Below are 23,893 nucleotides of genomic sequence, written 5' to 3' on the forward strand. Positions count from 1 at the left end.
CGGGAGGGGCCAAGCTCACATGCCGCGTGGCCGACATCGATGCGGCCCCCCGGCAGGGCGTAGTCCACACTAGGAGACGTCAAGACAGTCATGAAGGTTGCCGCCCGCGACGTGCGGGCACGCCCGGATCTATAAAGAAGCAGCGAGGACGGCGTGGAGTTCGACGTCACGATCGAAATCCCCAAAGGGGAGCGCAACAAGTACGAGGTCGACCACAAGACCGGCCGCATCAAGCTGGACCGGACCCTGTTCACGGCCACGCAGTACCCGGCCGACTACGGGTTCATCGACGACACCCTCGGCCAGGACGGCGACCCGCTCGACGTGCTCGTCCTCGTGCAGGAGCCGACGTTCCCCGGCTGCCTGATCCGTTGCCGCGCGATCGGCATGTTCCGGATGACCGACGAGAAGGGCCCGGACGACAAGGTCCTCGCGGTCCCGACCAACGACCCGCGCCTGGAGCACCTGCGGGACATCCATCACCTGAACGAGTTCCACAAGCTGGAGATCCAGCACTTCTTCGAGGTCTACAAGGACCTCGAACCCGGCAAGAGCGTCGAAGGCTCGTCCTGGGTCGGCCGCGCCGAGGCCGAGGCTGAGATCGCCCGCTCGTACGAGCGAGAGACCGACCGCTTGGCGAAAGCAGAAGCCAACGGCGGCCACTGAGCTGCGGAAAAGGCCCTCTCGGAGGTTTCCGAGGGGGCCTTTTTCACGCGGTCAGTGCGCCAGGGCCAGCGCCGGGGCGGCGTCCTCGGCCTCCGCGCGCTGCTCCATCGCCGACTTGTCCGACAGCGGCGTCTCCTTGAGGAACCACACCAGCGCGAAGCCGACGGTCAGCACGATCCCGCCGACCAGGAACACCGTGCTCATCGACTCGGCGAAGCCCTGCAGGATCGGCCGGGCCAGCGTCGGGTCGAGCGTCGACAGGAACGACGTGTCGTTGACGTCGAGGCCGCTCTGCAGCTGCTTCGCGAACTCCGAGTGCTGGGCCAGCGCCGCCGTGTAGGACGGCGTCGTCAGCGCCGAGCGGACGGCGTTCGCGATCCGGTCGCCGACCGTGCCGAACAGGATCGACAGGAACACCGCGGTGCCCGCCGTGCCGCCGATCTGCCGGAAGAACGTCGCCGCCGAGGTGGCGACGCCGATGTCCTGCGGCCGGACGTCGTTGGTCGCGGCCAGCACCAGCGTCTGCATCGAGGCACCGAGGCCGAGGCCGATCACGAAGGCGATCACCATGACCATGGCCAGCGAGCTGTCGACGGTGATCGTGGACAGCGCGAACAGCGCCGCCGCCATCAGGCCGATCCCGGCCACCGCGAACATCTTGTACCGGCCGGTGCGCGAGATCACCACGCCGCTGCCGAGGCTGGCGAGCATGATGCCGAGCGTCAGCGGGAGCATCTGCAGGCCGGCCTGGGTCGGCGTCGCGCCCTTGACGATCTGCAGGTAGAGCGGCAGCGACATCATCGCGCCGAACATCCCGGCGCCCTGCACGACCGTGACGATCGTCGACATCCGGAACACGGACCGCTTGAACAGCCGCAGCGGCAGCAGGGCGGCGTCGCCCATCCGGCGTTCGATCCAGACGAAGGCGGCCACCCCCAGCCCGCCGACGACGTACATGGCGACCGAAGCGGCGGAGCCCCAGCCCCACTCGCGGCCCTGCTCGGCGACGATCAGCAGCGGCACCAGGCCGGTGGCCAGCGCCACGGCACCCCAGTAGTCGACCTTCTGGTCCACGCGGGTGTGCGGCAGGTTCAGCACCTTGGTGACGACGACCAGCGCGGCGAGCGCGATCGGGACGTTGACCAGGAAGACCCAGCGCCAGCCGGTGATGCCGGCGAAGGTGTCGATGCCGGCGAAGAAGCCGCCGACGACCGGGCCCGCGACGCTCGAGATGCCGAACACGGCCATGAAGTAGCCCTGGTACTTGCTGCGCTCCCGCGGCGCGGTGATGTCGGTGATGATCGCCAGCGCGAGGGACATCAGGCCACCGGCACCGAGGCCCTGGAAGGCGCGGAACGCGGCGAGTTCGTACATCGACGTGGCCATGCCGCTGGCCAGCGAGCCGATGAGGAACAGCGAGATCGCCGTCAGGTACATGGGCTTGCGGCCGTAGAGGTCGGACAGCTTGCCGTACAGCGGCGTCGAGAGCGTGGCGGTGATGAGGTAGGCAGTGGTGGCCCAGGCCTGCAGGGACAGGCCGTGGAGCTCGTCGGCGATGGTCCGCATCGAGCTCGACACGATCGTCTGGTCGAGCGCGGCGAGGAACATGCCGAGCATCAGGCCGGACAGGACGGTGAGGATCTGGCGGTGAGTCAGTTTGCCGTTCGTAGCGGCTGCTCCTTCCGCCGTGGTGGTGTCGCTCATGGTGGTCTCCCTCGGAAAGCCTTGGCGCAGTTGCTTGTACCTCTCAACTACTTGTCTGAGCCAAGTATTCCGTGGAAGCTTGTACCGTGCAATCAAATATTGTGTGACCCACGTCTCCGGACGCGCCGAGGGGGCACTTTCACGTGAAAGTGCCCCCTCGGGACGGAGTCAGGCGGAGTAGCCCGGGATCGGGAACGGCGTCAGGAACTCGCGGATCTCCGCGGCGATCACGTCCAGGGCGGGCTCGTCCTGCGCGGCGGCCGCCGTCACCGTGCGGTCGATCCACTCCGCGACCTGCGGCTGGTGCTCCGGCTTCAGGCCGCGGGTGGTGATCGCGGACGTGCCGAGCCGGATGCCGGACGGGTCGAACGGCTTGCGCGGGTCGAACGGCACCGTGTTGTAGTTCAGCTCGATGCCCGCGCGGTCCAGCGCCTGCGCGGCCGGCTTGCCCGCGACCGCCTTGTTCGTCAGGTCGATCAGGAGCAGGTGGTTGTCCGTGCCGCCGGACACCAGGTCGTAACCGCGGGCGAGCAGTGCGTCGGCCAGCGCGCGGGCGTTCGCGACGATCGTGTGCGCGTAGTCGCCGAACGACGGCTGCTGCGCCTCCCCGAGCGCCACGGCGATCGCGGCGGTGGTGTGGTTGTGCGGCCCGCCCTGCAGGCCGGGGAACACCGCCTTGTCGACGGCCTTCGCGTGCTCGGCGTCCGAAAGGATCATCGCGCCGCGCGGGCCGCGCAGGGTCTTGTGCGTCGTCGTCGTGATCACCTGCGCGTGCCCGACCGGCGACGGGTGCGCGCCACCCGCCACCAGGCCGGCGATGTGCGCGATGTCGGCGACGAGCACCGCGTCCACCTCGGCGGCGATCTCGGCGAACGCCGGGAAGTCGATCGTGCGCGGGATCGCCGTGCCACCGGCGAAGATCAGCTTCGGCCGGTGCTGCCGCGCCAGGTCGCGCACCTGGTCGAGGTCGACGCGGCCGGTCTCCTTCGCGACGCCGTAACGCACCGGCGTGAACCACTTGCCGGTGGCGGACACGCCCCAGCCGTGCGTGAGGTGACCGCCGTCCGGCAGCGCCATGCCGAGCACGGTGTCGCCCGGCTGCGCGAAAGCGAGGTACACGGCCAAGTTCGCCGGCGACCCGGAGTACGGCTGGACGTTCGCGTGGTCCGCACCGAAGACGGCCTTGGCCCGCTCGATGGCGAGCTGTTCGACCTGGTCGATGAACTGCTGGCCCTCGTAGTACCGCTTGCCCGCGTAGCCTTCGGAGTACTTGTTGGTGAGCACGGTCCCGGTGGCTTCGAGCACGGCCTGCGAGACGTAGTTCTCCGACGCGATCAGGCGGATCTTGTCGTGCTGCCGCTTGGCTTCGTCCTCGACGAGCCCGGCGATGGCGGGATCGGCGGCGGCGAGAGCGGTCAGTTTCGGCTGGTGTGTCATGGCGTACTCCGGCTCTGGAGTGGCCTTCACCCAGGCGCGCGGTGCCGGCCTCGTCGTCGCTTCCCGGTGGTGCTCCACCTCGATGGCGCCAGTCGCTGCTGCGCGGTAGAGCCTAGTCCACGCCGCTAGGGGCCCGACGGTGTTCGGAGCACCACCAAGTGCTTGCGCACCTCAGTCCACGACCGCGACGCCCATCGAACGGGCCGTGCCCGCGATCGTGCGCATGGCCGCCTCGACGTCGGAGGTGTTCAGGTCCGGCAGCTTGCGCTCGGCGATCTCACGCAGCTGCGCTGCCGTCAGCTTGCCGGCGACCTCGTGCCCCGGCCGCGAAGAACCCTTGTCCCCCAACGCCTTCTTGATGAGGAACGACGTCGGGGGCGTCTTGAGCCGGAGCGCGAACGAGCGGTCCTCGAACACCGAGACGACCACCGGCACGATGTCGCCGCGCTGGGCCGCCGTCGCCGCGTCGTAGGCCTTCTTGACCTCGACGAGGTTGATCCCGGTCTGCCCCAGCATCTTGCCGAGGTCGACGACCGGGGCGTTGCCCGCGGCGAGTTCGAGGGTGACCTGGTGCGTGAGTTTCTTCGGAGCCATGCCCCGAAGCTAGAGTCTCCAGTTACTGGAGGGTCAAACCGGTTTTGTCCCCGCGCGGTGCCGGCGGGCCAGCTCCTGGTAGATCGCCGCGTTGTGCTCGACCCACATGCGGGCGGAGTCGGTCAGCGGCACGAACTTCTTCGCCGGACTGCCCATCGCGATCATCTCCGGCGGCACCTCCGTCGACGGCGTGACCGTCGCCCCGGCCGCGACCAGCGCCCGTGCCCCGATCTTCGCCTTGTCGAGCACCGTCGAGCCGTTGCCGATCAGCGCCTGCTCCTCGATCGTGCAGTCGTGCACCAGGCACTGGTGGCCCACGGTGACGTTCTTGCCGACCTCGCAGACGCCGTCGTTGACGTGGATCACCGAGTTGTCCTGGATGTTGGCGCCCTCGCGGATGACGATCCGGCCGAAGTCGGCCCGGATCACCGCGCCGAACCAGACCGAGGCGTCCTTCTCGACGACGACGTCGCCGATGAGGGTGGCGGTGGGCGCGATCCAGGCGTCCGGGTGGACCTGCGGGCTGAGCCCTTCGAACGAGAACAGAGGCATGCCCCGCACCCTAAACCGCGAGGGCCTCCTTCCCCCGGTCCAGCGGGGAAGGAGGCCATCCGCGGGCCGCGCCCGGACTGCTGGGGGTCAGCCGGTGATCGCGGCGTTGATCAGGATGTCGACGGCCTGGTCGTTGCGGGCCGTCTGCGGGGCGATCTGGGTGTCGCGCGGGTAGAAGCCCGGGTTGCTGCCCCTCGGGTACATCTCGAACGTGAAGCTCCAGATCTTGTGCTGCGCCCACATCCAGTCGTTGACGCTGCCGTCGGTGATGTAGAGGTCGCTGGACTGCTGCGGCGTGTAGCCGTTGGTCGCGGCCATCTGCCTGCCGAGCGACTGGAACTTCTGGGCCTCGGCCGCGGTCAGGCCCGGCGCGGTGTCGGCGTAGGTGTAGCCGAACGGCCAGAGCACCAGCTCGGAGTAGGTGTGGAAGTCGATGTGCGTCTTGATCTGCTGGACGCCGCCGACGGCCCGCGAGTTCACCCAGTTCGAGACGGCCCGGGTCTCGGGCGCGGAGAACGCCGCCGTGCCGCGGTAGGTGTCGCTGGACGGCGAGCCCGAGGAACCACCGCAGCAGCCCCACCGGTAACCCCAGTTGCGGTTGGGGTCGGTGCCGCTGCCCTGGCGGTTCTTGCGCCAGCTGTGGAACGTGCCGCCGGAGATGTCGTACTCGGAGCCGTCCGGGTTGACGCTGGGGATCACCCAGATCTCGGTGCTGTCGACCAGCCGCTTGATCGCGCTGTTGGTCGCGTAACCGCTGGTCAGCCGCTGGACGATGTGCAGGCACATCTCGGTGGTGAGGTGTTCGCGCGCGTGCTGGTTGCAGGTGAAGAGGACCTCGGGCTCGTTCTCGTCGGTGGCGGCGTTGTCGCTGATCTTGATCAGGGAAAGCGCCCGGCCTTCGTACGAGTTGCCGGCACTGCCGAGCTTCGTGAGCGCCGGGAAGTTCGCGACCGCCTTCTGCAGCTCGGTCTGCGTCTCCGCGTACGTGTGGTAGCCCGTGTAGCCGGCCGGGAAGTCCAAGACCGCTTCGGTGCCCTGCGGCCGGTCGACCTTGCCGAGCGCCTTGACGCCGAAGCCCTGCGCGCGCAGCTGGGCCGCTTCGCCGGGGTTGGCGATGACCGTGGTCGTCGCGCCTTCGGCGTCGAGGATGTCCGCGCCGGTCCGCGCGATCTCGGTGCGCTGCTGGGCCGTCGCGGCACCCGTCACCTCGTAGACCTGTGGGCCGTCGGGCTGGGCGGCACCGGCCTGGCCGCCGGTGGTGAGCACCAAGAGGGCGGCCGCGGCCGCTGCCATGCACGTTCGTGTGCGCATCACGTCTCCTGCTCTCGGGGGTTCTTCGACCTTGGCGGGAGCCGGACGTACGGCGCAATCCGGAGCAGTACGGATCTATTGGCGGTTTCTACCCGTAGTTCGCGAAGCAGAGCGCCTCGATGTCGGCACGCAGCGTGGCGAACGGCCGAGGGCGCACGCGCTGCTGGACGACCGTGCCCAGCAGGTAGGACAGGAGCGCGCGGGCCCTGGCCCGCGGGTCGTCGACGTCGAGCGGGGCGAGGAGCTCGGCGAGCAGCTCGGTGAGCGAGGTGAGCATGACGTCGATGGCCTGCGGGTGCTGCGCGCGTCCGGCGGCGATCCAGTACTCGAACCAGAGGAAGGCGGCGTTCGGGTTCGCGGCGAAGACGCTCAGGTACTCCTCGAGGACGGCGAAGAGCCGTTCACCGGGTTCGTCGTGCTTCGCGGCGACTTCGCGCAGGCCCGCGGCGAAGGCGGTGATGTGCGCGGCCATCGCCCGGTCGATGAGGACGTCGATGTCGGCGAAGTAGTAGTGGATCGCGCTCTTGGTGAGCGGGCCGGCGTCGGCGATGGCCCGGACGGTGCACCCCGCGAGCCCGTCGCGGGCGAGGACGACCCGGGCGGCTTCGACGATCTGGTCCTGCTTGGCCAGCTGGTTCGGCGAGAGCCGCTCGCTGCGGCCGGGGACTGCGCTCACGGTGATTCTCGTTACCTTCTTCCTGGACGCCGAACCCGAAATCCTAGGGCAGACGTCCTGCGGGCGGCTTTCGGGTGAAAAACCGGATTGGCCACCCCGGTCTGCGCAGCGGACAATGCCCGGCATGGTGATCTCAGGGGACAAGGGGCTCAGCCCGGCTGCGCGCAGCCAGCTGGAGAAGGAAATCGCGAACTTGCGCACGCAACGGGCAGCCCTCGCGCCGCAACCCGGCGAGCAGGAACGCACTGGGGACGCGGCGGACCAGGCGGACGTGATCGACCGGGCGGAATCGGCCGCCCGGCTGGACCGCCAGATCGCCGAACTGGCGGCCAAGATGGAACACGGCGGCTACGGCAACAGCCAGCTCCCGGACGGCACGGTCGTCACCCTCCGCTTCTCCGACGGAGACGAAGAGACGTTCCAGGTGGTGACGGTCCCGGGCGAGGACGCGGACGCGATCACCTCGGACAGCCCGCTGGGCCTGGCCCTGGTCGGCCGGAAGGCCGGCGACGAGATCACCTACCGAACGCCCCGCGGCGACGCCAAGGCCACGGTGGTGAAGCTGACCCCGCCGAAGTAGCCCCTGTTCGAGCCGGAGGCTCCTTCCCCGCGGGGAAGGAGCCTCCGGCTGTATCCGGCGAGTCCCCCGACCAGGTGATCTCACTTGTTGAGGATCCGGGAAAGGAGCTCGAGCGTGCGATCGAACAACGTCCTCCCGGTGCCCAGTTCGCCCAGCGCGCTGAGCAGGGCAACCACGAGCCAGACCCACAGGACGACCCGCACGGGTTCGGCGATGCCTGCCGGCGGGAGGACGCCTGACAGGGCGAGACCGTAGAAGACGCCGAGCGGGACGGCGCCGATGACGATCGTCCGCAGGAAGCCGAGCAGCAAGGTGAGCCGGCTCTGGAGGCTGATGGCGTCCCGTCGTGGTTCGACGGGGAGTTCGTCCAGTCTGCCGGACATCATCGTCTCGGCGACAGCACACATCCGTTCCTGGTAGTCCACGCGGGTCGTCTTCGCCGGCAGCGTTACCCAGACACTCATGACCTCGACTGTCTGCGCGGCGAGATCACACCGGTACCTCAGCACCGAGCGCGCCAGCCCGCTCGACGGTCGCACGGTTTTCCACAACCCCGCTCTGATGATCACCGCGAGCTGTTCCATCTGATCGACGAGCTGACGCCTGGTGTCCGTGCGGAGGAATACCTCGTCCGTCGCGGACATCGCGATGGCGTGGAACAAGACGCGCAAGGCTTGGGAGTGGGGCTGAACCAGCAGCCGACAACGCTCCACGTACAGGGCGACGGGCCAGCCGAGGATAAACGTGGCCACCAGGATTCCCGTGGTGAGGATCCCCTCGACCAGCACGAAGGCCAACGGAATCTGAGCCTGGACAGCCCCGATCAGCGGACGCGCCGGCCCCGCTCCGGCGAGCGCGCCGTACACGATCAGGCCGGCCGCGATCGACACCAGGACCAAGTAGAGGTTCACCACGGCCAACCCGAAAGACGGCAGGCGCCGGAAGATCAAGGGGATCAGCAGCACGGGCAGACCAACGATCAGGACGCCGCCGTAAGCGGCCAGGATCGTCAAGACCACGCCGAAGGGAATGCCGAAGTAGCTCCCGATGCCCAGCCACAGCCCGAGCACCACCACGATGGCGACGAAAATGCCGACGTACCCCAAACGGGTGTTCGTCACTTCTTGCCGTGCCAGGTTCCGGTACACCGCCCTGTGTTGCCCCGCGATGACGTCCGGGTCGTGACCGCGCCGCGCGAAGGACGCCACGACGGCATCCCGGTTGCGGACCTGTTCCTCGGTGATCGACCTCGTGGCGATGGCGACGGACCTGAGCCTGGACGCGCGCCACGATTCTCGCGCCGAAGCCACCGACTCGGCGAGCCTGTCGGCGACCAGCTCGGCCACCCCTTTGACGCTCGGCATCCGCATAGGCCCGAGTCGACCATCGGCCACCAGGCCTGCTGTTCCACTCAACGGATGAACCTGTGGAACTTTCTCGCCGCTGAAGTCACCCACTTAGTCACTCACGAGACGAGTCAGGCCCCACCCGAGTGTCTCGGATGGGGCCTGACCTGCGGAGCCGCCTAGGGGAATCGAACCCCTGACCTATTCATTACGAGTGAATCGCTCTGGCCGACTGAGCTAAGGCGGCGTGTCTCCGGCTTGCGCTGGCGACGATAGCAAGTGTAGCGGAAGCTGTGCGCGTTACTTTCCCGGGGGACCGTCGTTAAGGCCCTATGACGCCGGTCTCACTCCCGGCTGATCCGTCTTCTGGAGGCTCTGGCACATGCGGCGAAGACTGCCCCGTTCGGTGGCCCTGCCGGCGGCTGCGGCGTTGGTCCTGTTCAGCGCGGCGCCGGCGTACGCGGACTCGACCTATCCGACGACGCCGATTCCGCAGCCGGCGAATCCGGGGCAGGCGCCGATCTCGGCGCCGATCGGGCCGCAGCCGTTGGGGCAGGCCGTGGGGGATGCCGGGACCGCGCTCGGGATCATCCGGTTGCTGCCCAACGCCGTGCCGACGAACACGATCCTGCCGGGGTTCGGGCAGACGTTGCCGAAGCAGTCGGCACTCGAAGCCGGGATGGGCCTGTCGAGTGCGTCGGCGAACTCGGACGCCTACCTGAACTACGAGAAGGCGGTCGCGCAGGCGTCGCCGTTCGGGTTGTCGGTGGGTGGGAACGCGCCGCAGACGCCGGGCAGTGTCGTGCAGACGGCGTTGCCGGACAACCCGCAGCCGATCAGCGGTGGGCTGAACGCGCCGTCGAATCCGCTGCTCAACGTGGGGCTGCTCAACGGGAGCGCGCACGCGCGGTGGAGTCAGACGCTGGGGCCGTGCGTCGACACCATTGCCGATGCCAGCACGTCGGTGGCCAGCCTGTCGCTGCTGAACGTCGTGCCGTCGATGCCGAACCTGGGGCTGGACGCGCTGAAGCCGAAGCTCGACCCGAACTCGCTGGCGAGCGGGTTCGACCTGACGAAGGGCCTGCAGAGCCTGGGCGGCCTGCTGCAGGGTGGCGGGCAGACCGCCGCGAACGGCAACGGCTCGCTGCTGAGCCTGCCGAACACGCTGTCGTCGCGCTCGCAGGTGAAACTGGTCGACATTCCGGGGTCGAAGAACAAGGCCGTGCAGTCGACGTCGACGCTGCAGGCCGCGGACATCGAGATCCTCAAGGGCACGCCGCTGGCGCTGAGCGTCAAGGTCGTCAGCCAGCCGACGCTCAAGGTGACCTCCACCGGCGACGCGAAGACGTCCAAGGTCGAGTACACCGCGCCGGTGCTGACCATCGCGGCGGGCGGGAAGACGCTCTACACGCTGGATGCCGCGCACCCGGCCAAGGACATCCCGATCGGGTTGCCGCTGAAGCCGCTGAGCGACCAGTTCGGCAAGCTGAAGGACCTTCCCGTTGTCGGCGGTCTGTTGGCGACGGCAGCGGGGCCCGTCGAGCAGGTCGGGACCACCGCGGGCACCGTGCTCGACCTCGGCGTGCTGCGGCTGAGCATCGCCGGGCTCGACCAGAAGTCCGCGAACATGACCACGCCGTTCAAGGGCTTCCAGCTGGGCGCGTCGGCGCGGATGTTCGACCTGCAGCTGCTGCCCACGACCAAGCTCAAGAGCCTGCTGCCGGACGACCAGGCGAAGAACCTGCCGTCGTCGCTGGCCCAGCTGTCGCTCGGCGAGCAGATCGCCCGCGCGTACGCGCCGACCGGCGGTGTGGTCTGCGGGACCACGTCGACGCCGCCGCCCGCGGGTGGCGAAGCGCCGAAGGGGCCGGTGAAGAACCTGGCCTACACCAGCGGCGCGTACGAGACGGTGCCGCTGTTCTGGACGGGTACCGCGATGCTGCTGCTCGGCGTGGTCATGGTGGCCGCGATGCCGGGCGGACGCCGGCGTCCGCTGACCGTGACCGTCGAGGAAAAGCCGTTCAAGCCCTCACCGCGTCCACGCGAGTGATCCGAGGGGCGTGAAGGAACCCGCCAGGTGCGCCTGGCGGGTTCCTTTGCGTTTCAGCCTTGCCGAAGCGTCATGACCATCGCCTCGACGGCGATGCGTGGCTTCACGTTCAGCCCGATCGCCTCACGGCACTCCAGCACCGCTTCGAGACGGCGGAGCGTCGACTCCGGCGTCCACGACGATGCCGCTTCGCGGATCTGGTCGGCGTGGTCCGGGTGGTTGAGCCTCGCGCCGGAGCCGGTGGCCGTCACCAGGACGTCGCGGTAGAAGCCGACGAGGTCGACCAGCGCCAGGTCGAGCGTGTCGCGCTGGGTGCGGGTGGCCCGGGACTTCTGCTTCTTCTCGAGCTGCTTGACCGCGGCTTCGGCGGCTCGCTTGGCGCCCGCGACGCCCTTGCCGATGCCGTCGCCGCCCATCGCCGTGCGCAGCTCGTTGCGCTCGTCTTCGTCGCGGCCCTTGCTGGCCTCGCCCGCGTCCGCCTCGGCCGCGCTGATCAGCTGGTCGGCGCAGGTGAAGACGTCGCCGATCCGGCGGAGGCCGAGCGGAATCCGCAGCACGGTGGCCCGGCGCTGCCGCGCGGCCTCGTCGGTGGCGAGCCGGCGGGCGCGGCCGACGTGGCCGCCGCACACGGAAGCGGCCCACTGCGCGCGTTCGGCGTCGACGTGGTCGCGGCGCACCAGCACGTCGGCGATCGCCTCCGGCGGCGGCGTCCGCAACGTCACCAGACGGCAGCGCGAGCGGATCGTCACCGAGACGTCTTCAGGGTGGTCCGACGGCGCGCACAGCAGGAACACCGTGCGGTCCGGCGGCTCCTCGACGGCCTTCAGCAGGGCGTTCGACGCGCCTTCGGTGAGCCTGTCCGCGTCCTCGATGACGACGACCTGCCAGTTGCCGGTCGTCGGGCGCCGCGCGGCGGCCTGCACCAGCGCGCGCATCTCGGCGACCGAGATCGACAGGCCTTCCGGCACCACGAGCCGGACGTCGGCGTGCGTGCCCGCCATCGTCGTGTGGCAGCCGGGGCAGGCGTCGCAGCCGGTTCCGGTGCTGCACTGCAGGGCCGCGGCGAACGTCCTCGCGGCGACCGAGCGGCCGGATCCGGGCGGGCCGGTGAGCAGCCAGGCGTGCGTCATCGCGCCGGGTGGCGCCGGCTCGCCGGCGACGATCTTGGCCGCGGCCGAAGCGGCCGCGCTCAGCGTTTCGACCGCGGGTTCCTGGCCGACCAGCTGGTTCCAGACACCGATGCGTTCGGTCGTCGTCACTTCGCCTCCACGCGAGGCTCTTCCGGGGTCTCGACGGGCAGCGTTTCCAGCGGGAGCGTCCCCGGCTTCTCCGTCGTCGGCGCCAGCGCGGCCAGCCGGCCGACGAACACGGCGCGCACCGCGGTGCGGATGCGCTCGGCGACCTCGTCGTCCGTGCCGTCGGCGTCGACCACGACGTAGCGATCCGGGTCGGCCGCGGCCATCTCGGTGAGCAGGTGCTGGACGCGCCACTGGTCGTTCATCGCGGCCGACTTGTCGCGCGGCGCCCCGTTCGGGGCGGCGTCCAGCAGGATGGTCAGGTCCGGGCGCAGGCGGCCGGTCGCCCAGTCGGCGAGGCCTTCGAGTTCGTCGCTGTCGAGCCCGGCGACGGCGGACAGGTGCGCCAGCGGCGAGTCGACGAACCGCTCCATCACGACCACCGAACCGGCGTCCAGCGCCGGCTGGACGTGCCGCTCCACGATGTCGGCCCGCACCGCCGCGGCGGCGAGTGCCTGGGCCCGCGCGCCGGTGAGCGAGGCGCCGGAGACGAGCGCGGTGAGCCGGTGGTCGTCGAGCGCGGGGTCCGCGGCGACGACGACCGGCCGGGTGCCGCCCCGCAGCCAGCCGGCGAGGTTGACGGCCTGGATGGCGGTGTTGATCGCGGTGGTGCCCTCGACGGCGATGAGGTAGCCGTTGACGCGCCGCGGCGTGCGGCGCAGCGCGTTGCGCAGGTCGGCCAGGATCGGCTCGGTGCGCTTGTCGTCCATCTGCCGGTAGGCGAAGAGCCCGGCGACCAGCGCGATCGCGGCGCCGCCGAGCATCACCGGCCGGGTGCCGTCGATGGTGAGCGGGTTGCCCCAGACGGTGATCGTGTGCCGGTGCACCGCGCCGACAAGCAGCGGCACGGTGACCGTGGTGCCGAACAGCACCAGCTTCATCATCAGCTGGTAGATCGCGTTGATCCGGCCGCGGATGGCGTCCTCGACGCGTGAGCCGATGATCGTCACGCCGGTGAGGAAGGCGGTGCCGGCGCAGACGCCGACCAGCACCACGGCGATCAGCGAGATGGCCAGGTGCGGGGACAGCGCCACCAGGCCGAGCGAGACCGCGGCCGCGACGATCGAGAGGCCGAACAGCCGGTCGTGCGGGAGCCGGCGGGCGAACTTGGGCGCGAAAGCCATGCCGGTGGCGAGGCCGAGGAAGACGGCGAGGACGAGCAGGCTGAACGCGGAGTCACCGGCCAGCAGGCTCGAGGAGTACGGCTTGGCCGAGCCGATCACGGCGCCGCCGGCGACGAACGCACCGAACGCGCCGATCAGCAGCCCGCGCACGAGTGGCGTGCTGCGGATGAACCGGAAGCCGTCGGCGATCATCGTGCCCATGCCGAGCTTTTCCTCGTCGGCCTGCTTGACCTTCTGCTCCGGCAGCGCGTGGACGTTGCGCAGCGAGAGTTCGGGGATCCGCGTGGCGATGAGGATCGCGCTGGCCAGGTAGAGCAGGCCGGTGATGATGACGACCAGCTTCGCGATGTTGAGGCTCGGGTCGCCGGGGAACAGGTGGAACGTCGTGTTGATGCCGGTGATGACCGCGTTCGCGCCGGCCGCGGTGATGACGGCGAGGCCGTAGGTCATCACCATGCCGAGCTGGTTGGCCGTCTCGACCTGGTCGGGACGGCGGAGCAGGTTGGGGACCGCCGCCTCTTTCGAGGGGATCCACATGCTCGACGCGCAGCCGACGAGGAAGTTGCCGGCGAGCAGCCACCAAGGCGCACCGACGATCGCGATGGACAGCAGGAACCCGCACCGCAGCAGGTCGGCGACCACCATGACCTTGCGGCGGTCGAACCGGTCCGCGAGCAGCCCGCCGATCGGGGCGAACAGCAGCCCCGGGGCCAGACCGGTCAGGACGACGCCGACGAAAGCGAAGTTCTGCGCGAAGTAGTTGTCCGTCAGCTTCGTGGCCAGGCCGGTGAGGGCCAGGATGTTCAGCCAGTCGGCCACACTGCACAGGTATGTGACGCCCCAGAGCCGCCGGAAAGGTTTGATCGCCAGTACCCGCCGGACCCGGTTGATCGTGGACGCCTCGGCGCCCGACGACGCACCCGGGCCGGCCCCGGGTACCGACCGCACGCCCTCGCTGATACGCCCACCCCACTAGTCACCGCGGTGCCGGACGCCCTCGTGAGGGACCCGACCGTGAAGCCAGGGTAGCCCGATCGGCCCCTGGCGCGCGGGACGGCCCCGTGGTCCGGGGCGGGTGGCAATCGGCGAAGGAACGCTAGTCGAACAGTCCGGTCACGCTGCTGACCAGGCTCGAAACCATCTCGATGGCGACGAACCCGAACACGATCAGCAGAACGACGGCGAGCATGACCCCCGCCGCGCTCGACGACGGCCGGTTGAACGCCGGCATCGTCACCGACGGCATCCGCGGCAGCCTGCGCCGCTTGACGGGCACGAGATCGACGTCATCGACCTCGTCCTCGGCGAGCGGATCCCGCCGAACGGGCCGCATCAGCTGCGGCGGCCGGGTCGGCCAGGTGCGCCGCCGGTTCCGCTGCCGGGGAAGCAGGCCCAACGGCTGTTCTCCGCCCAAGGTGCCCGCCGGCGGAACGGCTCCCGGCGCCTTCACGCCGGCTTCCGAGTCCTCGCGGAGCGTCTCCTCGACCATCCGGCGCACGGCCTCTTCGTCGGGCTTGACCGGTCCGGCCACCGGAATGGCGGACTCGTGGCCATTCGGAACCGCGGAGCGTGGCTCGGGCGACGCGGTGACCAGCCCGGAGACCGGATCCGCGAACATCTCGCCGGGGACTTCGGACAGCGTGCCGTCGCGCTGAGTGAGCTCGGGGGCATTGAAGAAGGGAGCCTCACCGTTCGCGCTCATGGTGACCACCTCACTACTGAATGTCCTCGCCTTTCCAGGGTAGCGACGCTGGCGGATAACGCATCCGCCCAATGGCTCTGTCTCCAGTGGATGGTCGGTCACGCAGCGCAAGCCCGCACCCGAACCTCCTGAAGTGTCCAGCCCACCGGTGACCAGGTCGACCGCCGACGGTGACAGATCGTAGTGAAACGAGTCACACCGGACGGCGGTGGGCGGCTGGCCAGGGGCTGGCCTCTGGTGGCCAGTTTGGGGTGGGTCTTGCAGCTGGCGGGGTAGCGGTGTGGGGCGGGATGGGCGGGGCTGGTCCGCGGCGGGGGTGGTCCCAGGCAGGGCTGGTCGGTGGCGGGGCTGGTCCGCGGCGGGGCGGGCCGGTCGGCGGCAGGGTTGGTCGGCGGCAGGGCTGGTCGGTGGCAGGCCGGTCAGTGGCGAAGCCCGGGCGGAGCTTGGGCGGGCGGCAGCCACTCGCCCACCTGCCACGAGATGCCTCGCGCCTGCGAGCGGGGCCAGCAAGCCAGGCCAGGCAACTCCGGGCCAGCCGAGACTGGGCCGGGAATGCCGGGTCCGGTGGGGCCGCCATGCCAAGCGAGGCCCATCCAAACCAGCCGGGCCGGACGTGGCCGGGCCGGGCCGAGCCGGGCGTGGCCGAGCCGGGCGTGGCCGAGCCGGGCATGCCGCGTCCGGCGGGGCCGCCAAAACCCAAGCGAGGCACACCCAAACCAGCCGAGCCGAGCCGAACCTGGCCCGGCCAGCCGCGGCCGCGAGCTCCTGCCCCAGGCAGCGCGTCCTTCTCTCTCCCCCGCCCCCGCCCCCCGCCCCTCCCCTCCGCCTCCGCCGCCTTGTTTTGGGTCTTTCAGCTCAGGGCGTCTCCTCCTGTCCGAGGTCGATCATCTTTCGGCACCAGTCGCGGAGCATGCCGCGGCTGAAGGGGCTGAGGACCAGCTGGCGGCGGCCGTCGCCTCGGTCCAGGGCTGCCAGGGCGAAGCGGCCCAGGTCCGTGTCGACCAGGACGAAACCGTGGTCCGGGAACTCTGCGCAGAGGCCTCCGAAGGCCAGCATGTCCAGGACCGCCGTTCCCGACCGGGGGCGGGCCAGGAGCTCTCGCATTGCCCCTACGTCGTCGTCCTGGCCGTCGTGGACCAGGCCGTCTTCGTCCACCGAGACCCAGATTGCCCTTGCCGAATCGCCGAACGGGACGTCGGGGAGCTCCGCCACCAGCATCTCCGGCAGCTCCTCGAAGTCGGCCAGGTGGATCGCCGTCCGGCCCGGGAGCGAGCCCATCATGAAGGCGCGCTCGCCGTCGGCGTAGCAGCGGATGTCCGCCTTCTCCGGCCCGCCGTCGAACACGCCGCACAACGCTGCCCGGACCGAGCCGCGCAGCATCAGCGAGACCACTTCGAAGCCGATCTCGTTGAGCTCGCCCTTCTCGCCGAACGGTGTGCCGTCGATCCAGGCGGCCCACGACATGTGCCGCTCGACCTCGGCCACCAGGTCCGCCGGGTCGTCCGACACCGGGCCGTGGACCAGGATGTCGTGGTCGCTGACGTCCGGGTTGTACAGCCGGTCGACCGGCTCGCGGTCCGGCATCGCCGCCAGCACCGGGCCGGCGGCCAGCTCGAGCAGCTCCCGCGCCGCCGTGCGCTCAGCCATGCCGCCGCCTCTCCTCCGGGCCCGCCGGTGGCGCGGCCGCCTGCCGCGGCTGGAGGACACCGCTGTTCAGCTCGGCGGCCGCGAGGATCGCCTCGCGGACGGTCAGGTCCTTCGAGGCCGCCGCGACCACCCTGTCCACGCCTTCCCCGGCCGTCGTTCGCACCGCCGCCTGCTCAGGCATGACTCTGCACCGCCTCGACGATCCACTGCTCGGCCGTGCTGCGCGAGGCCGGTCCCCAGGTGACCGTCCAGCGCCCGGTCCGGGCCACCGCGGCGCTGAACTGGTACCGGCCGAGGTCGTTGTCCACCAGCCCGAACGCGCCGTGCGGGTACTCGGCCAGGATCGCGTTGCGCACCGCGAGGTCGACCAGCACCGTGCCCAGCCGCGGCCGGGCCGCGCACTCCCGGATCTGCTCGACCGCCCGCTCGCACCGGCGCGGGATCAGCCCGCGCTCGTCGGTCTCGATGCGCAGGTGCTCGCCCGGCCCCGGCGGCCGGTCCGGCAGCCCGTCGAACACCCAGCCCGGCAGCTCGCTGAGGAAGCCCGACCGCAGCCGCGCGCGGTTGCCCAGCTTGTGCAGGACCGTGGTGTAGTCCTCGTCGCCGAAGAACCGCACCTCCCACGGCTTGGCCCGGGCCGGGAAGACGCCGGTGACGACACCGCGGATGAAGCCCCCGCGCAGCGCCCGGTACAGCCCGACGGCTTCCGCGGTGACCTCGCCACCCGGCGCGAGGCCGATCGCGGCCATCCCGGCCACGAACCGCGTGTACTGCTCCACCTCGTCCGCGAGGCTCCACCCGGACGGCGAGGGGCGGCGACCCGGCAGCGGGCCGGTGTCGGCCAGCACCGGCGGGATCTCGAACTCGGGGTCGTAGAACTCCATCACCGAGGGCCGCTCCGGCACCTCGGCCGACAGCGGGGCGATAACCTCGTCGATGACGTCGAAGACGGCGACTGCGTTGCTCACCCCTCGATTGAACACCCTGGCACCGACAATTTCTCGCACATGTGTTCGAGAGGGTGAGATCGTTCGCCGAGCGGTCGCCGAGCGGCTCAGCCATGGTCCGGCACCCGCCCTTCGACGAACTCCGCGAGCCGCTCCACCGTGCCGGGCAGCCACCAGAACCGGCGGTGGCCGCCCCGCGGTCTGCTCAGGGCCGCCAGGTGCCGGCCGCGGTCGTCGTCGACCAACGCGAGCATCTCCCACCGCGGCGGCGAACCGTCGCAGACGATGTCGAGCTGGACGGTGCCCCGCCGGGTCAGCCGCAGATCGTCCATCAGGTCGAGGAGGAGGCACTCCTGCTCGGGCTCGAGCACCCCGCGCTCGTCGGCGTCGAGGTACAGCCCCTCGCCCGGCACCGGCGGCAGCGGAGGCAGGCGCGTCAACCCCAGCCGGAGCAGCTCCGCGACACCGCCCGGCGAAGGCCCGGACAAGCGCAGGCCGTCCCCGGCGATCCCGAACCTGGTCCGGTCGTCGAAGAACGCCGCGGTCCACGGCTCGTCGGACATCGCGACGGCCACGCCGCAGACGCCGCCGCTGCCGGGGAAGCCGGGCAGCGACTCCATCAGGTCCATGGCGGTGGAACTGCCGGCGGCCGCCGCCCGGACCGGCTTCAGGATCTTGGTGGTCACCGTGTGCACGGTGCGCGGTGTTCTGGTCACGCGTTCATGAAACCCGGGACCACCGACAATTTCCCGAACATCCGTTCGAGGTGTCACCTGAAGGTGTGACGCCGAAGGCCTCCCCACCCAGCGGGCGGGGAGGCCTTCGAGCCGGAACCTACTTGGCCTTCGTCGCGGTCGAGCTCGAGCGCTTGGCCGTGGTCGACTTCGCGGCCGCGGCCTTCTTCGTCGTGCCCGCCTTGACCGTCTTCGCCGTCGTCGACGCCGGCTTGCGCGCCGGCGCCTTCCGCTTCGGCGCCGGGCCCTTGGCCCGCTTCTCCGCCAGCAGCTCGGACGCCCGTTCCGCGGTCAGCGACTCGATTTCGTCGCCCTTCCGCAGCGTCGCGTTGTACTCGCCGTCGGTCACGTACGGGCCGAACCGGCCGTCCTTGACCACCATCGGCTTCTTCGACACCGGGTCCTCGCCGAGCTCCTTGAGCGGCGGCTTCGCCGTGGCGGACCGGCCACGCTGCTTCGGCTCCGCGTAGATCTTCAGCGCTTCGTCGAGGGTGATCGAGAAGAGCTGGTCCTCGGTCGAGAGCGAGCGCGAGTCCGTGCCCTTCTTCAGGTACGGCCCGTAGCGCCCGTTCTGCGCCGTGATCTCGTCGCCGGACTCCGGGTCCTTGCCGACCACGCGCGGCAGCGAAAGCAGCTTCAGCGCGTCGTCCAGCGTGATCGTCTCGATGTCCATCGATTTGAACAGCGAGCCCGTCCGCGGCTTCGGCGCCTTCGCCTTCGCGGACTTCTTCTGCGCGGCCGTCGCGTCCTCGGGGATCTCGATCTCCGGCAGCACCTCGGTCACGTACGGCCCGAAGCGGCCTTCCTTCGCGACGATCTCGTGCCCGCTCACCGGATCGTTGCCCAGCGAACGCCCTTCCTGCGGGGTCGCGAACAGCTTCTCCGCGATCTCCCGCGAGAGCTCGTCCGGCGGCAGGTCCTCCGGCAGGTTCGCGCGCTGCGAGTTCCCGTCGACCTCGCGCTCCAGGTACGGCCCGTAGCGGCCGACGCGGACCACGACGGTGTGCCCGTTCTCGTCGCTGAACAGCGGGATCGAGTTGATCTCGCGCGCGTCGATGTCCTCGACGCTGCCTTCGACCAGCTTCTTCAACCCGCCCAGGCGGCCGATCGAGCCGTCGACGCCCATGTCACCGCCGAAGTAGAACTTCGACAGCCACTGCCCGCGCTGCTCGTCGCCATTGGCGATGCGGTCGAGCTCGTCCTCCATGCCGGCGGTGAAGTCGTAGTCGACCAGCCGCTCGAAGTGCCGTTCCATCAGGCCGATCACGGCGAACGCGACCCACGACGGAACGAGCGCGGAGCCCTTCTTCCAGACGTAGCCGCGGTCCTGGATGGTCTTGATGATCGACGCGTACGTCGACGGGCGGCCGATGCCCAGCTCTTCCAGCTTGCTGACCAGGCTCGGCTCCGAGTACCGGGCCGGCGGCGACGTGGTGTGGCCGTCCGGGTTCAGCTCGGCCGCCGTCAGGGCCTGGTCCTTCTCCAGCACCGGCAGGCGGCTCTGCTTGTCGTCGGCCTCGCCACCGGTCTCGGTGTCGACCGCCTCGACGTACGCCTTGAGGAAGCCCGCGAACGTGATCGTGCGGCCCGAAGCGGCGAACGTGCACTCCTCGCCCGAGGTCGCGTTGCCGACGATGCGCACGGACATCGTGGTGCCCTTGGCGTCCGCCATCTGCGACGCGATCGTGCGCTGCCAGATCATCTCGTAGAGCCGGAACTCGTCGGTGTCCAGCTCGCCCGCGACCTGCCCCGGCGTGCGGAAGACCTCACCCGACGGCCGGATCGCCTCGTGGGCCTCCTGCGCGTTCTTGACCTTGCGCGTGTACTGGCGCGGCGTCGGCGAGACGTACTCCTTGCCGTACAGCTGCGTGGCCTGGCTGCGCGCCGCCGAGATCGCCGACTCCGACAGCGTCGTGGAGTCGGTACGCATATAAGTGATGTAGCCGTTTTCGTACAGCTTCTGCGCGATCCGCATGGTGCGCTCCGAGGTGAACCGCATCTTGCGGCCCGCCTCCTGCTGCAGCGTCGAGGTCATGAAGGGCGCGTACGGCTTCCGCGTGTACGGCTTCTCCTCGACGCTCGCGACCTTGAAGTCACGCTGCTTCAGCGCGCCGGCCAGGCGCCGCGCGTCGGCCTCGGCCAGCACGCGGACTTCGTTGTTCGACGCCTTGAGCTGCCCGTCCGGGCCGAAGTCGCGGCCGGTGGCCAGGCGCGCGCCGTCGACGGCGACGAGCCGCGCCGGGAAGTTCCGCGGCGAAGCCTCTTCACCGGCATCCATCGTCGCCGAGATGTCCCAGTAGGACGCCGAGGTGAACCGCATCCGCTCGCGTTCGCGCTCGACCACGATCCGGGTCGCCACCGACTGCACGCGGCCCGCCGAAAGCTTCGGCATGACCTTCTTCCACAGCACCGGCGAGACCTCGTAGCCGTACAGGCGGTCGAGGATGCGGCGGGTCTCCTGGGCGTCGACGAGGTCAACGTCGAGTTCACGGGTCGAGTCGGCGGCCGCGCGGATGGCCTGCTCGGTGACCTCGTGGAAGACCATCCGGCGGACCGGGACCTTCGGCTTGAGCGTCTCGAGGAGGTGCCAGGCGATGGCTTCGCCCTCGCGGTCGGGGTCCGTGGCGAGGTAGAGCTCGTCGACGTCCTTCAGCAGGTTCTTGAGCTCGGTCACCTTGGACTTCTTGTCCGGGGTGACCACGTAGAGGGCCTTGAAGCCGTTGTCGACGTCGACGCCGAGCCGCGCCCACGCCTCGCCCTTGTACTGGGCGGGCACGTCGGCGGCACCACGCGGCAGGTCGCGGATGTGCCCGACGGAGGACTCGACGACGTAACCGCCGCCCAGGTAGGGGGCGATCTTGCGGGCCTTCGTCGGCGACTCGACGATGACGAGCCGCCGGTGCCCGGCGCCGTTGTCCGCCGAGGCGCCGTTCTTCTTGGTCCGTGCTCCTGCCACGCTGTCCTGCTCTCCGCTCATCTCGCCCCGCCGCCGCGGGACTGCACCACGTCCCTGCCGGGGCCCGTGTCTCGACCTGCCAGTGTGCACGCTGTTCCCGGCCGGACGGCGCGGAGGTGGCCCAACACGCCGCCGGTCCTGTGCCCAGCGCATCGCCGCTGACCTCGACGATGTTTCCCCAACGTACCTGCCACGTGATTTCGGCCACGTCCGGCGCAGCCTAGCGCGTGACCGTTCGGATACCCTCCGTTCGACGGTGGTGGGCGCGGGGATGTCACCGCTTCACTGGTTTCCCTGTCCAGCCGAAAGGACCCGCCATGACCCGACGCCTGCTCGGCGCCCTGTTCACCGCCGTGACCGCCACAGTATTGCTGGGGGTCACTCCGGCGAACGCGGCCGCGGCGAATTTCGCCGGCACCGTGGCCCTCTCCAACTGCTCGGGGTCGGTGGTCAAGCCGGCCGCGACGCCCGACACCGCACCCGCGCTCGTCATGTCCAACGGGCACTGCCTCGAAACCGGCTTCCCGGCGCCGGGGCAGGTGGTCACCAACCGTGCCTCCAGCCGGACGTTCACGCTGCTCACCGCCAGTGGCAGCAACCGGGCCACGCTCCGCGCCAAGAAGATCGTCTACGGCACGATGACCGACACCGACGTGTCGCTCTACCAGCTCACAACCACCTACGCGCAGATCAAGGCGAGCTACGGGATCTCGCCGCTGGAACTGTCGAACGCCCACCCGTCGGCCGGTGCGGCGATCGACGTCGTCTCGGGCTACTGGAAGCGCATCTACTCCTGCAACATCGACGGTTTCGTCTACCGGCTCAAGGAAGGCAGCTGGACCTGGAAGGACTCGATCCGCTACACGTCCGCCTGCCAGACCATCGGCGGCACGTCCGGCTCGCCGATCATCTCCGGCGGCAAGGTCGTCGGCGTGAACAACACCGGCAACGAGGACGGCGGCCGCTGCACGGACAACAACCCGTGTGAAGTCGACCAGGCCGGCAACGTCACCGTCCGTGAAGGCACCAACTACGGCCAGGAGACCTACGGCATCCCGGCCTGCCTCACCGCGGCCAACGAGATCGCCCTCACCCAGGCCGGCTGCACGCTGCCCCGGCCCTGACGCGGCTCTCGCACCCGGTCAGGCCGTGCTCGTCACGGCCTCCGGGTGCGGGACCGGTTGCGGGGCCGCACCCGGCCAGGCCGCTTCGGCGCCGGGCGGCGGCTCCCCGATCAGCTCCAGCAGCGCCTCCAACCGGCGTTTTCCGGTGACTTTGACGGCAGGCACCTCGGCCTTCGGACCGGTCAGCTTCGCGGCGACCCCCAACGGCGTCAGCGCTTCGACGAGCCGCTCGTGCATGCCGGGGGCGAGCGGATCGACACCCAGCAGGTAACCCTGCGTGCCGGGGCGGCCGCCGGCCAGCGCCCACATCCGCAGCATCGCGCCGCTCAGCCGGAACCCGTCCGGCACTGCCTTGCCCGAGTCGTCCTCGACCGGGCCGGCGCAGCCCTCACGCAGCCACCGCACGGCCAGCGGCAGCAGGTCGACCCGGAACGACGTGCGCACCTGCGGACGGCCGCAGTCGGCCTTCGACACCTGGGCGTCCGTGCCGCGGCAGCGGAACTCGCCGGCCAGGACGTGGGCCCGCCACGGCTCTTCGACGACCACCGACAGCCGGGCGGCGGTACGCCCGAAGCCGGTGATCTGGCCGTGGCAGCACAACAGGCCGGCCAGGTCGCCCAGGCCCGGCCCGCTGGCCTCGGCGGAGAAGAGCGAGATCGTCCGATCCACCGCGCCATACTAGAACACAAGTTCGAATCGCGGCAGGTCTCGCGGGGATCTTCAGCCGGCAGGCTGATCCAGCTGGCGGCAGGCGGGCGCGCGCTGTTCCGCCGAGGCCAGTGCCGGGACGTCCTTGAGGCCCTTGAGGTAGTCGAGCGCGTCGATGCGGTCGAGCGTCGCCCTGGCCTGGCCGAGAGCCGCCTTCGTCGCCGACGCGTTGCCGTGGGCCGCCTCGATGCGCCGGCGCGCGTTTTCGGCCTCGGCACGGATTTCGGCGAACTGCCCGATGACGGCTTCGCGCCCGCTGTCCGCCGACGGCAGCGGCGGCGCACCGAGCGCGTTCAGCCCGGCCAGGCTCCGGTCGAGCCCGTCGACCACCGAAGAAAGGAGGTCACTGGACGTCCGGGACGCCTTCTGCGGGGTACTGGGATCGACGACGGGCAGCGCCGCGAGCGCGCGGACCAGGTGCGTCACCGCGGTGCAGTAGCCGCTCGCCCAGCTCGCCGCGGGATCGGCCTGGGGAACGACGGTCGTCACCGGAAGGTCCTGGTCCCGCGGCGGCGACTGCACCGTGGCAGGCTGCCCGCACCCGGCGAGGCCGATGGCGATCGTCGTGGTCAGAGCGGCGAAAACGGTGGACCGCTGCCGCACCCGCGTACCTCCTGCTCGACGGCGTCCCGGAAGGGCCGACGGTACCGGCTCGATGCTGCTTCGCAAGTCGCCATGCCAGTGTGGGATGACCCGACACGCCCGGGCCCGGCACGCGACGTCGCGTGCCGGGCCCGGGA

General features: G+C 70.2%; 21 protein-coding genes and 1 tRNA gene. 4 read left to right on the plus strand and 18 right to left on the minus strand.

Annotated features, from left to right (window positions below):
* Positions 1–153: 153 nt before the first annotated feature.
* Complete coding sequence (locus ACLJQE_RS02025) at positions 154–666, plus strand: inorganic diphosphatase (protein WP_410637189.1); 513 nt, start codon at positions 154–156, stop codon at positions 664–666.
* A 51-nt stretch (positions 667–717) separates the two neighbouring features.
* Here the strand turns inward: ACLJQE_RS02025 and ACLJQE_RS02030 are convergent, their stop codons facing one another.
* The 6 genes from ACLJQE_RS02030 to ACLJQE_RS02055 all read right to left on the minus strand — a co-directional run bounded on the left by ACLJQE_RS02030 (position 718) and on the right by ACLJQE_RS02055 (position 6,940).
* The gene (locus ACLJQE_RS02030; protein ID WP_410637190.1) at positions 718–2,370 is read right to left on the minus strand and encodes an MDR family MFS transporter; all 1,653 of its coding nucleotides are present in this window, start codon (positions 2,368–2,370) and stop codon (positions 718–720) included.
* Positions 2,371–2,538: 168 nt separating this feature from the next.
* Positions 2,539–3,807, minus strand: a complete 1,269-nt coding sequence (gene glyA, locus ACLJQE_RS02035) for a serine hydroxymethyltransferase (protein ID WP_410637191.1) — start codon at positions 3,805–3,807, stop codon at positions 2,539–2,541.
* 171 nt (positions 3,808–3,978) lie between these two features.
* Positions 3,979–4,401: a 50S ribosomal protein L11 gene (gene rplK / locus ACLJQE_RS02040; RefSeq protein WP_410637192.1), complete on the minus strand. Its 423-nt coding sequence runs from the start codon at positions 4,399–4,401 to the stop codon at positions 3,979–3,981.
* Positions 4,402–4,434: 33 nt separating this feature from the next.
* Positions 4,435–4,953 carry a gamma carbonic anhydrase family protein gene (locus ACLJQE_RS02045; protein ID WP_410637193.1) on the minus strand — a complete coding sequence of 173 codons (519 nt, stop codon included), beginning with the start codon at positions 4,951–4,953 and terminating at the stop codon, positions 4,435–4,437.
* An 87-nt stretch (positions 4,954–5,040) separates the two neighbouring features.
* Entirely contained in the window at positions 5,041–6,246 is a 1,206-nt protein-coding gene (locus ACLJQE_RS02050; RefSeq protein ID WP_410638283.1) for a M14 family metallopeptidase, read from the minus strand.
* A 106-nt stretch (positions 6,247–6,352) separates the two neighbouring features.
* The gene (locus ACLJQE_RS02055) at positions 6,353–6,940 is read right to left on the minus strand and encodes a TetR/AcrR family transcriptional regulator (protein WP_410637194.1); all 588 of its coding nucleotides are present in this window, start codon (positions 6,938–6,940) and stop codon (positions 6,353–6,355) included.
* Positions 6,941–7,064: 124 nt separating this feature from the next.
* Between ACLJQE_RS02055 and ACLJQE_RS02060 the strand changes: the two genes are divergently transcribed.
* Positions 7,065–7,520, plus strand: a complete 456-nt coding sequence (locus tag ACLJQE_RS02060) for a GreA/GreB family elongation factor (protein WP_410637195.1) — start codon at positions 7,065–7,067, stop codon at positions 7,518–7,520.
* 80 nt (positions 7,521–7,600) lie between these two features.
* Here ACLJQE_RS02060 and ACLJQE_RS02065 read toward each other — a convergent pair whose 3' ends face one another.
* Positions 7,601–8,866 (minus strand): hypothetical protein, encoded by a 1,266-nt coding sequence (locus ACLJQE_RS02065; RefSeq protein ID WP_410637196.1) that lies wholly within the window; start codon positions 8,864–8,866, stop codon positions 7,601–7,603.
* A 173-nt stretch (positions 8,867–9,039) separates the two neighbouring features.
* Positions 9,040–9,113: transfer RNA gene (locus ACLJQE_RS02070), tRNA-Thr, on the minus strand.
* A 135-nt stretch (positions 9,114–9,248) separates the two neighbouring features.
* Between ACLJQE_RS02070 and ACLJQE_RS02075 the strand changes: the two genes are divergently transcribed.
* Positions 9,249–10,916, plus strand: a complete 1,668-nt coding sequence (locus tag ACLJQE_RS02075; RefSeq protein WP_410637197.1) for a hypothetical protein — start codon at positions 9,249–9,251, stop codon at positions 10,914–10,916.
* A gap of 53 nt (positions 10,917–10,969) precedes the next feature.
* On the opposite strand, the gene ACLJQE_RS02080 is transcribed toward ACLJQE_RS02075, so the two are convergent.
* The 8 genes from ACLJQE_RS02080 to topA form a co-directional block, all read right to left on the minus strand.
* Complete coding sequence (locus ACLJQE_RS02080) at positions 10,970–12,175, minus strand: DNA polymerase III subunit delta' (RefSeq protein WP_410637198.1); 1,206 nt, start codon at positions 12,173–12,175, stop codon at positions 10,970–10,972.
* Positions 12,172–14,283: a bifunctional MFS transporter/dTMP kinase gene (locus ACLJQE_RS02085; RefSeq protein WP_410637199.1), complete on the minus strand. Its 2,112-nt coding sequence runs from the start codon at positions 14,281–14,283 to the stop codon at positions 12,172–12,174. Before ACLJQE_RS02085 ends, ACLJQE_RS02080 begins: the two co-directional genes overlap by 4 nt.
* 148 nt (positions 14,284–14,431) lie before the next feature.
* A complete protein-coding gene (locus ACLJQE_RS02090; protein ID WP_410638285.1) occupies positions 14,432–15,139 on the minus strand; it encodes a hypothetical protein in 708 nt (235 codons plus the stop codon).
* 753 nt (positions 15,140–15,892) lie between these two features.
* On the minus strand, positions 15,893–16,684 hold the full coding sequence (locus ACLJQE_RS02095; RefSeq protein ID WP_410637200.1) for a hypothetical protein: 792 nt from the start codon (positions 16,682–16,684) through the stop codon (positions 15,893–15,895).
* Positions 16,677–16,865 carry a hypothetical protein gene (locus ACLJQE_RS02100; protein ID WP_410637201.1) on the minus strand — a complete coding sequence of 63 codons (189 nt, stop codon included), beginning with the start codon at positions 16,863–16,865 and terminating at the stop codon, positions 16,677–16,679. The genes ACLJQE_RS02095 and ACLJQE_RS02100 overlap by 8 nt, the downstream gene beginning before the upstream one ends.
* Positions 16,858–17,652 carry an ESX secretion-associated protein EspG gene (locus tag ACLJQE_RS02105; RefSeq protein ID WP_410637202.1) on the minus strand — a complete coding sequence of 265 codons (795 nt, stop codon included), beginning with the start codon at positions 17,650–17,652 and terminating at the stop codon, positions 16,858–16,860. The genes ACLJQE_RS02100 and ACLJQE_RS02105 overlap by 8 nt, the downstream gene beginning before the upstream one ends.
* 86 nt (positions 17,653–17,738) lie before the next feature.
* A complete protein-coding gene (locus tag ACLJQE_RS02110) occupies positions 17,739–18,347 on the minus strand; it encodes a hypothetical protein (RefSeq protein WP_410637203.1) in 609 nt (202 codons plus the stop codon).
* Positions 18,348–18,465: 118 nt separating this feature from the next.
* Entirely contained in the window at positions 18,466–21,342 is a 2,877-nt protein-coding gene (gene topA / locus ACLJQE_RS02115; protein WP_410637204.1) for a type I DNA topoisomerase, read from the minus strand.
* 296 nt (positions 21,343–21,638) lie between these two features.
* Between topA and ACLJQE_RS02120 the strand changes: the two genes are divergently transcribed.
* A complete protein-coding gene (locus ACLJQE_RS02120; protein WP_410637205.1) occupies positions 21,639–22,445 on the plus strand; it encodes a serine protease in 807 nt (268 codons plus the stop codon).
* Between the two features lie 18 nt (positions 22,446–22,463).
* Here the strand turns inward: ACLJQE_RS02120 and ACLJQE_RS02125 are convergent, their stop codons facing one another.
* Together ACLJQE_RS02125 and ACLJQE_RS02130 are read right to left on the minus strand one after the other, a co-directional pair.
* Entirely contained in the window at positions 22,464–23,114 is a 651-nt protein-coding gene (locus tag ACLJQE_RS02125; RefSeq protein ID WP_410637206.1) for a hypothetical protein, read from the minus strand.
* Between the two features lie 51 nt (positions 23,115–23,165).
* Entirely contained in the window at positions 23,166–23,756 is a 591-nt protein-coding gene (locus ACLJQE_RS02130) for a hypothetical protein (RefSeq protein WP_410637207.1), read from the minus strand.
* Positions 23,757–23,893: the final 137 nt, after the last annotated feature.

The organism is Amycolatopsis sp. lyj-346, assembly GCF_046548975.1.
Classification (GTDB): domain Bacteria; phylum Actinomycetota; class Actinomycetes; order Mycobacteriales; family Pseudonocardiaceae; genus Amycolatopsis.